The organism is Paenibacillus sp. CB74 (assembly GCF_055687625.1).
The window spans coordinates 5,467,338-5,479,063 of sequence record NZ_CM146009.1; the positions used below are offsets into that span (position 1 = coordinate 5,467,338).

At 45.9% G+C, this 11,726-nt stretch carries 11 protein-coding genes; 8 read left to right on the top strand and 3 right to left on the bottom strand.

Translation table 11 applies throughout. The features are described from left to right. Positions 1–43 precede the first annotated feature (43 nt). The gene (locus ACX9NY_RS24225; protein ID WP_472475525.1) at positions 44–1,129 is read right to left on the bottom strand and encodes a hypothetical protein; all 1,086 of its coding nucleotides are present in this window, start codon (positions 1,127–1,129) and stop codon (positions 44–46) included. 399 nt (positions 1,130–1,528) lie between these two features. Here ACX9NY_RS24225 and ACX9NY_RS24230 point away from each other — a divergent pair, with 399 nt between their 5' ends. The 8 genes from ACX9NY_RS24230 to ACX9NY_RS24265 all read left to right on the top strand — a co-directional run bounded on the left by ACX9NY_RS24230 (position 1,529) and on the right by ACX9NY_RS24265 (position 9,804). Beyond that, positions 1,529–3,637 carry a TerD family protein gene (locus tag ACX9NY_RS24230; RefSeq protein ID WP_472475527.1) on the top strand — a complete coding sequence of 703 codons (2,109 nt, stop codon included), beginning with the start codon at positions 1,529–1,531 and terminating at the stop codon, positions 3,635–3,637. Between the two features lie 167 nt (positions 3,638–3,804). Beyond that, positions 3,805–4,689, top strand: a complete 885-nt coding sequence (locus ACX9NY_RS24235) for an AraC family transcriptional regulator (RefSeq protein WP_472475529.1) — start codon at positions 3,805–3,807, stop codon at positions 4,687–4,689. A 328-nt stretch (positions 4,690–5,017) separates the two neighbouring features. After that, entirely contained in the window at positions 5,018–6,190 is a 1,173-nt protein-coding gene (locus ACX9NY_RS24240) for a rhamnogalacturonan lyase B N-terminal domain-containing protein (RefSeq protein WP_472475531.1), read from the top strand. Between the two features lie 9 nt (positions 6,191–6,199). Further along, a complete protein-coding gene (locus ACX9NY_RS24245) occupies positions 6,200–6,643 on the top strand; it encodes a polysaccharide lyase family protein (protein ID WP_472479387.1) in 444 nt (147 codons plus the stop codon). Positions 6,644–6,856: 213 nt separating this feature from the next. Then, the gene (locus ACX9NY_RS24250) at positions 6,857–7,834 is read left to right on the top strand and encodes an SMI1/KNR4 family protein (RefSeq protein WP_472475533.1); all 978 of its coding nucleotides are present in this window, start codon (positions 6,857–6,859) and stop codon (positions 7,832–7,834) included. 343 nt (positions 7,835–8,177) lie between these two features. Then, positions 8,178–8,912: an SDR family NAD(P)-dependent oxidoreductase gene (locus tag ACX9NY_RS24255; protein WP_339238801.1), complete on the top strand. Its 735-nt coding sequence runs from the start codon at positions 8,178–8,180 to the stop codon at positions 8,910–8,912. Between the two features lie 66 nt (positions 8,913–8,978). Beyond that, positions 8,979–9,398, top strand: a complete 420-nt coding sequence (locus ACX9NY_RS24260) for a MarR family winged helix-turn-helix transcriptional regulator (protein WP_339238800.1) — start codon at positions 8,979–8,981, stop codon at positions 9,396–9,398. 31 nt (positions 9,399–9,429) lie between these two features. Beyond that, entirely contained in the window at positions 9,430–9,804 is a 375-nt protein-coding gene (locus tag ACX9NY_RS24265) for a winged helix-turn-helix transcriptional regulator (protein ID WP_472475536.1), read from the top strand. Positions 9,805–9,864: 60 nt separating this feature from the next. Here the strand turns inward: ACX9NY_RS24265 and ACX9NY_RS24270 are convergent, their stop codons facing one another. Continuing rightward, a complete protein-coding gene (locus tag ACX9NY_RS24270; RefSeq protein WP_339238798.1) occupies positions 9,865–10,935 on the bottom strand; it encodes an SDR family oxidoreductase in 1,071 nt (356 codons plus the stop codon). Positions 10,936–11,192: 257 nt separating this feature from the next. Beyond that, positions 11,193–11,690, bottom strand: coding sequence for a DinB family protein (locus tag ACX9NY_RS24275; protein WP_472475538.1), 498 nt, complete (start codon positions 11,688–11,690; stop codon positions 11,193–11,195). Positions 11,691–11,726: the final 36 nt, after the last annotated feature.

Sequence of the window (11,726 nt, forward strand, 5' to 3'; positions counted from 1 at the left end):
GCAAAGGCTTTTTTAGGCATTTTTTTGTAGGGCCAGATCGTTGCTACAAAATCATCTTTCGTGCCTCTTCATTAAAGAACATAGTGACGTCTGGATAAGCGTCAAGATTGACCTGCTGTAGTCTCATGATCTTTTCAAGGAAGATGGAGTCGTTGAACAGTTTACTAACAATTATTTCGCACCAAGCCGGGGTATGCCTGAAAGCATCTACCAGCAATTGAACCTCATCAAATCGGAAAAACAGGATATATGAAGCATAGTTCTGAAGCAGTGTCTTGAAACAGTGGTTAGCGTATGTACTGGAGTGACCTTCAGCTTGAATAAGGAAATCCCGCATGATCTGGAATAATGCCTCCGGTTCCTCTGTATACAACTGTAACATCTGACTCACGTTGTTGATTAACATGATGATTGGTTCCAAACCTTCCTCTGAAGGCATGTTTAACTTGGGAGATCGGCCTTCAATGGTATATAGCAGTTCCAGCGTCAGACGTTTGCAGGCTTGGATCTCTTCAGCAGTGATTACGATTTGTTCCCTGTATTCATTTCGAAGTAAGGTGTAGTGATCATGGTATGCTGAAAAATAATCCTCCAATGAAATGTCGGTCTTCGTATGTACAAGGTGTTGTTCGCTTAATGAGCAGGCATATAATGTATCTTCATTAACCGGGTGTGCATAGAGGTAAAAAAAGAAGAAAAAGTCACGTAACAGATGCTTTTGTTCCTCGCTGAATTGGGGAATTTCGCTTAGCTGAGACAATTGGAAGAAGCTATAGCTTTTCATAAATTCATTCATGGCACTGTAGGTGTTATACGTGTTGATCGACAGCGTGGTGTTGATGGTAAATAACAGATAATACATAATCATTTCGTCATAAACATCGAGCTGTTCAAATGGTTCTGAGAGAGTCGGCTTCCAGTCTGGCCTTGATCCATAATAGGGATCTTTCGGACGCAGTCTCGACATCCAGTTTGTAAATGTCTCATCTGGGTGGGATACCATAAACAGTTCGGCACTATTATCCTCATACAAACCATACTCCATATAATCTGTGCACGAAGGCTCAGGCTTAACTCCACAATTGAATTTGAGCCGTATATAATCAGAATATAATTTTTGAAGTTCCATCGTCCTAACCTCGTTTCTGCATCATTCTCTAGGGTTCTTCTTTGTTATATTCGACACAATTTTGAGCACTCCCCCTGGATTTGGGAAAGATCATAAACCACATATATCTTTTGGTGGATATAAAAAAGAATTTCAATGGTGTGTCGTAATACTTTCACCCTGTTGGCATATCGTGGAATCTGAGATGATGGGTTCACCAGAGATTCGGGTGACGAACTTCGAATCGCTGGCCTTCAGGCTATTGCGATCCTTCCTTCTACAATCATTGGAGATCATAGGGTCGCAGCTCTCCTGAAGATTTCATTATCAGAGAGGAGGCGTCCAGGCTATCACATTCCTTCCTTCTAACCCTAACCTTTCATGTTATATAGGGATGTGGCTTTCCTGGACTCTTTTATCATGAACAATACGATCTATTTGCGCAGAGCGAACAAACTCATCATTGAACCCAACGAAGGGAAGCAACAGTTGCCGAAGACACACCTGGCGACTGCCCTCAAGAATATTGAAACGCTCGGATACACCTTCTCGGATAAGTTAATGCAGGCGATGCGGCAGCTGTCCAAGGAACAATTTGAAACCGTATATATTCAACTTGTGGCTGATCTGAGAGTAATGGTCGGCGCACATGTGAAGTACACACCGATGTATGCAGGATTCCCGATGCAGGTGATGCAAGCGGATGAAGCGGAGTTATATCTCAATGCGATTATTCATTATCTGACCAATCTGACTGTGGTCTACCCGGATCAACCATCTGTGGAGAGAATGCCTTTGCTGGAGAAGACGGACTTGAAAGTCATTGGTTTGGGAAACAAACAAGCCTTCCAGACACTCATTCGTCAGATCATTGAAGCGAAAGGTTCCATCTCGGAAACAGACAAGAAAGATATCGATACCGTGTTGGAGCATGCAGATCCAAGTGAAGTGGATGCGATTCTGCCCGCCGAGATTCCGTTCAAAGAAAATGTAGGCTTCGTGGTCTCCTCGTTGCTGAAGCATGAAAAGGCGAACATCGACCGGATCGGTCCATATTTTAAAACGGCAAGTGATGTTCTGCGTCTGGCTGTTGCCTGGTCGAATGGTGATGTCAGTCTCGCTGCGGCGTCTCCCTTCCGGAGGTTCAAACGGCGCGAGCGACGCCTTTTGCTTGGATTATTGGAGCAATGTGGCTCCATCACGGAGGATATGCTGCGTTATAAGGATCGCTGGATTCGCCTTGGCGAAATTCTGCATCCTTCGGAATATAAGCTTCGGTATCCACGATGCGATGAAGCCTTTGATATTTTGCGTAATAATAAGCCTTATTCGACCTTCAACGGAAGTGTGGAGCTTGCCTTCCAATATCGAAATGTATGGAGTCTAATCGATCTGTTGTCGCAGCGTCCAGGTGAATTTGCGAGAAAACTGGATCACATGCTGCGGATAACTGAAGATGAAGCGTATGTACTGCTGGCCTTTGGTGAAGTGGCTGCACAGGTATCCACACCCGTGTTATTGCAGGTGAGACAGCATTTCGCACAGCGGAATGAAGCCTCGGATGTGCGGATCTTTTTTCCGAAAGGCAATGTAGCAAAGGTTTTTGGCATCCCGAATGAGCTGCCGGAACTTGACGAGGCGGTCTGTCAGGAAGTCGTGAAATTGTGCGAGCAGGCCTTGATTACACGGTTCGCTGACTTCCCAGCACTCGGAAAGACGTATATTGATGAACGTCTCCAGCATTATCTGGTTCCTTTTTCACAACGATCCGCGAGCAAAGCTCTACGAACCATTGTGCGTGGAAGCCGCATCCCGATGGGTGAAGGTGACACGATACGTTTCTTCAGCTGGTGGAAAGAGGGCGAGGTGGACGGCACACCTACGGGGCGTGTGGATATTGACTTGTCGGCGGTCATGTATGACGAGAATTGGAATTACGTTGAACATATCTCCTATACCAATCTGCGATCCGTCAAATACAAAGCGGCTCATAGTGGGGATATTGTGACTGCACCTTATGGTGCAAGTGAATTTATTGATCTGCATATCCCCTCCATCGTGAATTATGGCGGACGTTATGTGGTGACAACACTACATTCCTTCACCAGCCATCCGTACTGTAACTTGCCGGAATGTTTTGCAGGCTGGATGATGCGCAAGAAGCCCGGTTCAGGCGAAATCTATGAACCAGCTACCGTCCAGAACAAAATTGATATCACTGCCGACACCCAGATTGCCATTCCTGTTATTCTCGATCTAGTTGAGCGAACAATCATCTGGACGGATCTGGCGCTGACCAGATATCCCGATTACTACAATAACGTCGAGGGGAATCAGAAAGGTATCGTGCTGATGGGTAAGGCGCTGACCACATTACGCAAGCCCGATCTGTATGACTTGTTCATGCTGCACGCCAAAGCGAGAGGGGAACTGGTGGACACGAAGGATCAAGCCGATACCATCTATGCGGTCGATGAAGGCGTGACGCCGTATGATATTGAGCAGATTATGGCGGAGTATCTTGCCTGACCTGTTTGACTTGAAACCGCGATATGTATGTATCAACATTAAAAGAGTAGCTGATGCTGCTCTTTTTTTCTGGTATGGGTGCACAGAGCCTACAGAAAGGTGCAGGTAATGTCGGATGCAGAGAGAATGACTTTGATAAGCTTGAATTAACGTGTGGGAGGGATGATATGGATACGTTGAGACGGTTAAATGAAGCCTTGAATTACATGGAAGAACATCTGACGGACGCCCTGAATATGAAAGAGATTTCCCGAATCGCCTGCTGCTCGGAGTATCATTTTACACGTATGTTCTCTTTTCTAAGTGGTGTAACGCTCTCGGAATATATTCGGCGTCGCCGCTTGACACTTGCGGCTATGGAGTTAAGTCAAAGTGACAGCAAAATTATTGATATTGCGCTGAAATACGGGTATACATCGCCCGATTCTTTCACTAGGGCATTTCAAAGCTTGCATGGCACTACGCCCTCCGAAGCGCGGAACCATGGCCCATCTCTTAAAGCCTTCCCGCGGATGACATTTCAACTGACCATTCAAGGAGGAAACGAAATGAACTACCGTATTGAAGACAAAGAGGCTTTTCGAATCGTGGGTATTCGTAAAAGGGTGCCGATCGTATTCAATGGGGTGAATCCGGAGATCGCTGCGATGTACCAGCAGCTTACACCGGATTTAATTGATACAATTAAGGGGGCATCGAACGTCCAGCCTCTGGGCTTAATTAGTGCTTCGGCCCATTTTAGTGAGGGGCGTATGACGGAACAGGGAGAACTGGATCATTACATTGGCGCAGCTACGACCAAAGAAACGCCTGAAGGTCTGACACAGCTTGAGGTTCCTGCTTCGACGTGGGCCGTATTTACGGTCGTGGGTCCTTTCCCTGACACGCTTCAGGAGGTCTGGGGCCGGATCTACGCAGAGTGGTTTCCTTCATCGGACTATGAGCTGAGTGAGGGTCCTGAAATGTTATGGAATGAGCACAAGGATGTTACTGTTGAGCAATATAAAAGCGAGATTTGGATACCTGTTCGGAAGAGAGGATATCTTCTCTAGATGGGTATCCGCGAACGCAGCTTTTGAAGCTGCGTTTTTCGTTTTCAGAATTACTAACGGATCAATTCGTCGTTTTTATTGCGATTATATGTAATATAATGGTATTATTTTATTGAAATTGTAAGATTTCTTTTATTCAGCAATGTGTTTTAAGAAGGGGGCGAGCATAAATTGAAATGAAGTGGTGACCTATACGTAATCGGATATAACATTCCATGGATTGTGGACATGCCCACATATGCAGACATATAGATATGAGACGGAATTAAGTTGTTATACATCATATTGTAAGCGCTTCACAAATTAATCTGACAGGAGGAGTATTTGCGTGACTCAACGTTTCGTTAAAAAGGGAATAGGTATGTTTTTACTCATCGTCATGTTTTCCACGATTTTGGTTTTCCCTGCCTCCACAAGCCATGCAGCCACCATCCAAGTCACAGACAACGGCTCCAGAATTGAAGTGAACACCGGTTCGGGATTAGTCTATGTAGTGAACAAAACGAATGGTGATATTATATCAGCCAAAATGAATGGCACGGAGCTGAACAGCAATAGGGGATCACATATTGGCTCAGGGTTGGGATCATCTGCAAATGTAACGTGGAATAAGTCACCTTCGGGTTCAACGGTGTTAATTACCGTTTCCACCAACACATTGACTCACTATTATGCTTCGCGTGGTGGCGAGAACATCATATACATGGCAACGCATATCACGGCTCAACCTTCGATTGGAGAGTTACGGTACATTTTCCGCGGTAATGGTAGTGTGTTGACAGGTGTTCCGGCGAATTCTAACAACCGGGGTAATACTGGAGCGATTGAAAGTCAGGATGTGTTCGGGTTTGCCAATGGACAGTCTGCCTCTAAATATTATGGTAATGATCAGGCCAAAGACTTATCCGTTCGTGGAGTGACGGGTAATGGCGTTGGTGTATTTATGGCCTACGGCAATCGGGAAAAAAGCTCTGGCGGCCCATTCTTCCGTGACATCCAGTTCCAAAGTGGAACGGAGACGGAAGTCTATAATTATATGAACTCGGGCCATGCACAGACGGAAAATTGGCGCCTGGGTCTGCACGGACCATACGCTCTGATCTTCACCACAGGGGGGACGCCAAGTGTACCTGATTTCAGTTGGATGTCTGGTTTGAATCTGCAGGGCTGGGTATCCAGTCGGGGGAACGTGGTGCTTAATGGTCTCTCCGGGATGGATACAGGGTACGCGTACACGATTGGGTTCGCCAATAGCAATGCTCAGTATTGGGTGGGTACCTCTTCAAGTGGGGCAGCCGCCAAGTATAGCATGATTCCAGGGACATACACCATGACAGCCTATAAGGGAGAACTGGCGGTATATACAGAAACGGTTAATGTCACGGCAGGCCAAACGACGACGCTGAATACCCGTACGATCAACAATGATCCGAGTCAAGCCTCCAGCATCTGGCGAATCGGTAACTGGGATGGTACACCACGGGAGTTCTTGAATGGATAGACCATTCCGATCCGTCACCCGTCCGATAGTCGTAATCCAAGCTGGGGGCCTGTCACCTATGCTACGGGCAGCGCGACCAATCGATTCCCGGCCATCCAATTCCGTGGTCAGAATTCACCCACCACAATAACGTTTAACTTGAATGCATCTCAAGCGGCATCTTCCCATATGCTCAATATCGGGATTACCGCAGCCTACAATAATGGCAGACCTAGCGTAACGGTTAATGGACATGCATTAACCAACCCTGCCGCGTCTTCACAGCCCAATTCTCGTAGCTTCACGATTGGTACCTACCGTGACAACAACACAACGTTTAGCTGGAATGTCCCAGCATCTTACTTCGTGAATGGTTCCAATACGATCACCATTACACCGATCAGTGGTTCCAGTGATCTAGGGAATTGGTTAAGTGCAGGATGGGTCTACGATTGTGTGGAGTTACTGAATTGAGTTAAGAATGCAATATCGTGGAAGAAATGAAGGAGGTAGCCTGCCTGGTTTTCTTAACTGGGTCCAGGTTACCTTTTTATATTTTGCATTGCGAATGAGTAGATATTGATTCATGACAGGCTCAAGGATCTGGCTTGGCTGGAGAAGGTGATCTAGATAGTGGTATAATTTTCAATACGTAATCATGAGTAAATGAACGGGGAGGCCAAAGGAATGAGAGACGATCTGTTGGTTCAATTGCAGGAGTGGCATGAAGAAGATGAATTTCAGGAAATTGTAGATTCAATTCAAGCGATTCCTGTGGAAGAAAGGGATTATGAGCTGGTTAACCATCTGGGACGAGCGTTGAATAACCTGGAACGGTACGACGAAGCGGTTGAACAATTCCTGACGGTTGCTGAAGAGGGTACAGGTGACCCACTCTGGCATTATCGGATTGGACTGGCTTATTACTATCTGGAGCAGTATGCGCATGCACAGCAGGCGTTCGAAAGAGCGGATGAATTGGAGCCTGAGGATGAAGATACGCTGGAGTTTCTAGAGTGGATTAAAAGTAAAATGGAGGAGGAGCCCTCAGAGGAACTCTTAGAGGAATCCGTAGATGAATCGGTGGATACCGTCCCATCTGTTACTGAAATCTCATATGAACCTGTTAGGGATAGCCATCTGGAACCAACAGGTTTTTGGAATGACAGTGCTGAAGCCGTGGATCAATATGTGTTGGCCCCACCTACCGATGGACAGATCGAGTCAATGGAGGAGCAGTTGGTGTTCAAGCTGCCAACATCCTATATAAACATGATGAAATTACATAATGGTGGTGTTCCCCACTATCGGTATTATCCTGTTAGCCAAGCAGAGGCTGCCAAGAAAATTCGCGTTGAGGTCAAGGGAATACTGGGTATTGGACGTGAGAAAGCACATTCGTTAGGTGGTCAATCGGGTAGCCGGTACATCATCGAGCAGGGAGGGTACCCCGAGATTGGTGTTGTGTTATGTGAGTGCCCTTCCGATTCGGAGATCGTGATGCTGGATTATCGTGAATCCGGCAATGCTGGTGAGCCCGAGGTTGTTCATGTGGATAAAAATGAAAACTACAAGATCACTTGGCTTGCGCCCAATTTTGAGACCTTTATTCAAGGTCTGGTGAATGAAGAAAATCAACCTGCAAACCTTCAAGGTGTACTGTAAGGAAGAGCTGGAGTTCCTCTTTATACAAATCGTTGAAATTTTGAAAAGGCTGCACCCTAGCGAAGGGAGCAGTCTTTTTGCTGTCCGGTTATTGGTGTACACGGCCATGTTGCCGAGCTATGCATATGTCAAAGAATGAAAATAGATGAATGAGATCTGTTATACAAATCCAAAATAAGGATATATGGGTATGCTCGTTGCATAAAGGAAGTGACTCTGATAATATTTAGATATGCAATAGTTAGACATCTAAATATAATAAGTCTAAATAGCTTGGTTTCTTCACGTAAGGAGCTTAAACATCATGGTAAGCATGAATGACAATACGTTAGGAGTGATCCACATGGGAAAATTAGATCATAAAGTAGCTATTATTACTGGCGGTGCCTCGGGAATCGGAGAGGGCATGGTAGATCTTTTTGCGCAGGAAGGCGCCATCGTCATTGCAGCAGATATTAATGAGGAAGCACTGGAGAGAGTAAGCCAAAAAGAGAATGTGTACGGAATGAAGTTGAATGTATCTTCGGATGAAGATTGGCAGGCACTGGCGAAAGTCGTGAATGAACGATTTGGGAAAATTGACATTCTGGTCAACAATGCAGGCATTTCTTCAGAGAAGCCATTTGAGGAAATCAATGCACAGGATTGGGAGAAAATGCTCTCCATTAACGGTTACGGCCCATTCGCTGGCATGAAACATGTCACTCCCTATATGGCAGCCCAGAAAAAAGGTTCCATCGTCAATATCTCCTCATACACGGCTATGATTGGACAAGGTTTTAACCATTACTCGGCATCCAAAGGCGCGGTACGTGCATTATCCAAAGCCGCTGCGACCACCTTTGGTCGTCAAGGCATTCGGGTGAATGCACTTTTTCCTGGGATCATCGAAACACCAATGACCCAATCCTTGAACACATCGAAAGAACTGCTTGAACGGTTAATTCAGGCAACGCCTTTGCAGCGTCTGGGCCAGGCTATCGATATTGCCAAAGCCGCGTTGTTCCTGGCGTCGGATGATTCTTCGTACATTACAGGATCTGAACTGGTGATCGATGGTGGCTACTCAGCCCAATAGCGTGTAAAATGATGACAGCCCTTAAGTTAAATGAGGGCTGTTGTTTTATTTTTCAAGGAGGATCTAATGGAAGAACAGAACATTTTTGAGCTTATACACAATATGGATAATTTCACCAACAAGTTGATTATACAATGGAACAAAGCATTTAATGAGGACCTTGGTGTCTCTCATGTGCTTGTACTCAGTCATCTCCATCAGAATGGAAAAAGCCGACCTTCGGATATTGCAAAAAAATTAGGATTCACGCCGCCTACACTCAGTTATTTATCGGACAAGATGGTAGCCAAGGAACTAGTCGTTAGAATGGTTGATGAAGCGGACCGTCGCATTATTTATTTGAACATTACGGATAAAGGGACCGAAGTCCTCGGAAGAGCAATCTTGGAGGGCCAGCAGCTGCGTAAGAATTTATTCCAGAAATTAAACGAAGAGGATCGAGCGCAACTAGTCCGTATTTTTGAGAAGATGAATCGGGAAGATTAAGCAATAGACTCGAAGGGAGACCGAAGGTGATATGGAGGAACCGCTCAAAGTATATAACACCGCAGTTGAAGCTTTTCTTGAAGTGATCGGGGGAAAGTGGAAGCCCGTTATTCTATTCCATCTTACCTTTGGCAAGAAACGTAATGGTGAACTGATGAAACTGATCCCTTCGATCACCCAGAAAGTATTGACTCAGCAACTTGGTGAATTAACGGAGGCGGGGGTCATTGTCCGAATTTCTCATCACCAGGTCCCGCCTAAAGTGGAGTATGAGTTAACAGCATATGGGTGGACTCTTAAAGAGATTCTTCATCTGATGTGTAGGTGGGGCGATATACACGTGGAGAATGTTTATGGTGATCGAGGAAAAATTCTGTTTAAGCCACCAACGACTACGGAACGTTGAGGGACTGCTATGAGCCGATTCTGGAATTCAGGAATCGGCTTATTTTGCATTTTATTTACGTTACGGAAGGATATTGCGATCACGTAGATTTCTAAAAATATCCATAAACATAGCCTCAGTGTCAATGAAATCATGAAATCCGAAGCGGCGAGCCTTGGAACCATCTGCGAAGAAATCGTAATCCCACGAGAAGACAAAGTCACCAAATGCCCAGGAAGAGACATCATCATAAAGGGTGTTCACCAAACCATACTTTTCAATCATGGACTTCCATAGATCTTCTTTATCTGCCATCACAGTTGCAAGTGAGAGGGGGAGTGGAGGTGCGGTTTCCATTTCAAAAAAAGCAGCGATTCGGGGCCAAAGCTCATTCCAGCGAAACAGATCGCCATTGGTGATATTAAATGCCTGATTGGCACATCGCGGATCGGTTGCTGCCCATACGGTTGCATGAGCGAGCAATGTGGCATCCGTCATTTCAAGCAGCGAATGATACGCTCCTGGTTTTCCAGGGAATCGAAGTGGTAAGCCAAGTTCCTTGGAGATAGCCGCATATACGCCAATAACCATGGCAAGATTCATTGGATTACCCAGGGCAAATCCACACACCACAGACGGGCGAAGGGCTGACCAGGTCCAGCTGTTTCCGGGTTGCCGTTCCTCGAGAAACTGCTGCTGATTGACGTTGAATTCGGGGGGCATATGATGTGCATCCGTTTCTTTGGCAGGTGTTTTGAATGGGCCCAGATGCGCACCGTATACTTTATAACCTTGCATTAGGCTAATATGTTGGAGATTTGGAGCGATCGGTTCAATCGTATTCACCACATTAACGAGCATGGCCAAGTTGGGCTGTACCAATTCGGCCCAGGTTGGGCGATCCTGATACGCGGCGTAGAAAATATGCGTAACGGTCGTTAAATGACTTAGTTTGTCTTGTGTGTCTGCTTCATTCAGTAAATCAGCTGATATATAACGTAATCTGGGGGCATCTTCCCCTCCGCGGCGAGATACACCAATGACATTCCACTCGGGAAGTGTCATCAGATAATCAATAAGGTTTCTTCCAATGACGCCTCCAGCACCGATAACAAGGGCAGTGTAGCGGATAACAGATGGTTCGGTTTGCAATGGACATGCTCCTCTCTTCTTCTGTTCATATTGTGGGCCAGAAAAAGAAGGATGAGAAGTACGCACCTCAAAGTCATATACGTACTTTGAAGTAATATATGAGCCTGGAGCAGGATACGAGCGTTATAACCTGTACGTTCAATAGGTGTTACTTGTAACTTGCCTCTAACGACAAGAAGCTGTAAAAGGAACAATCGCTCCTTTCACAGCTTAGATGTGTCTGTATATTCGTTCACTAGATATGATGTAAATATGATTTACGCCGGATATCCGCCACCTGGAGGCGGCCACGCACCGTAGAAGCGACGTAGTAGAACAATCTCCCCTAGATGGTACGAGTTATGGGAGGCGATATTGCGCAGAAGTCCTGCTTTGGTTTCCCCCGGGAAATAAAGTAGTGGCTCATCTAATTGTGCTGTTTCTGCAATGGTTACCGCTTGATCAACCCCAGCCAGGAATGCCTGAATATCTGCCTTCCAGGTTGCTTCGTCCTGAGGGCCTTTCTCCTCAGGCCAGCTCTCACTCGCGTTAGCAGGGGGCTGTGGCTTGCGTCCTTCCAAGTGTTCGAGCATGAATTGCTGCCAATAATGCATATGTTTCACCAACTGATAGATCGTATAAGGCATGGCCTCGTGCGTACGAGCAGCAAGTGTGACATCGATATCGGGTAGAGCATGGGCGATGCGGATATGACCGCGTTCCCCCACTAATGATTTAACAAGGGCTTGCCCGAAGCTTTGATTCGCATCTGACATATGAAACCTTCCTTTCTTCCAGACCGGATTGTTAAC

Excerpts from the sequence above, each read along its gene's own strand:
- ACX9NY_RS24225 (WP_472475525.1), bottom strand. The coding sequence starts at position 1,129 with ATGGAACTTCAAAAATTATATTCTGATTATATACGGCTCAAATTCAAT.
- ACX9NY_RS24230 (WP_472475527.1), top strand. The coding sequence starts at position 1,529 with ATGAACAATACGATCTATTTGCGCAGAGCGAACAAACTCATCATTGAA.
- ACX9NY_RS24235 (WP_472475529.1), top strand. The coding sequence starts at position 3,805 with ATGGATACGTTGAGACGGTTAAATGAAGCCTTGAATTACATGGAAGAA.
- ACX9NY_RS24250 (WP_472475533.1), top strand. The coding sequence starts at position 6,857 with ATGAGAGACGATCTGTTGGTTCAATTGCAGGAGTGGCATGAAGAAGAT.
- ACX9NY_RS24255 (WP_339238801.1), top strand. The coding sequence starts at position 8,178 with ATGGGAAAATTAGATCATAAAGTAGCTATTATTACTGGCGGTGCCTCG.
- ACX9NY_RS24260 (WP_339238800.1), top strand. The coding sequence starts at position 8,979 with ATGGAAGAACAGAACATTTTTGAGCTTATACACAATATGGATAATTTC.
- ACX9NY_RS24265 (WP_472475536.1), top strand. The coding sequence starts at position 9,430 with ATGGAGGAACCGCTCAAAGTATATAACACCGCAGTTGAAGCTTTTCTT.
- ACX9NY_RS24275 (WP_472475538.1), bottom strand. The coding sequence starts at position 11,690 with ATGTCAGATGCGAATCAAAGCTTCGGGCAAGCCCTTGTTAAATCATTA.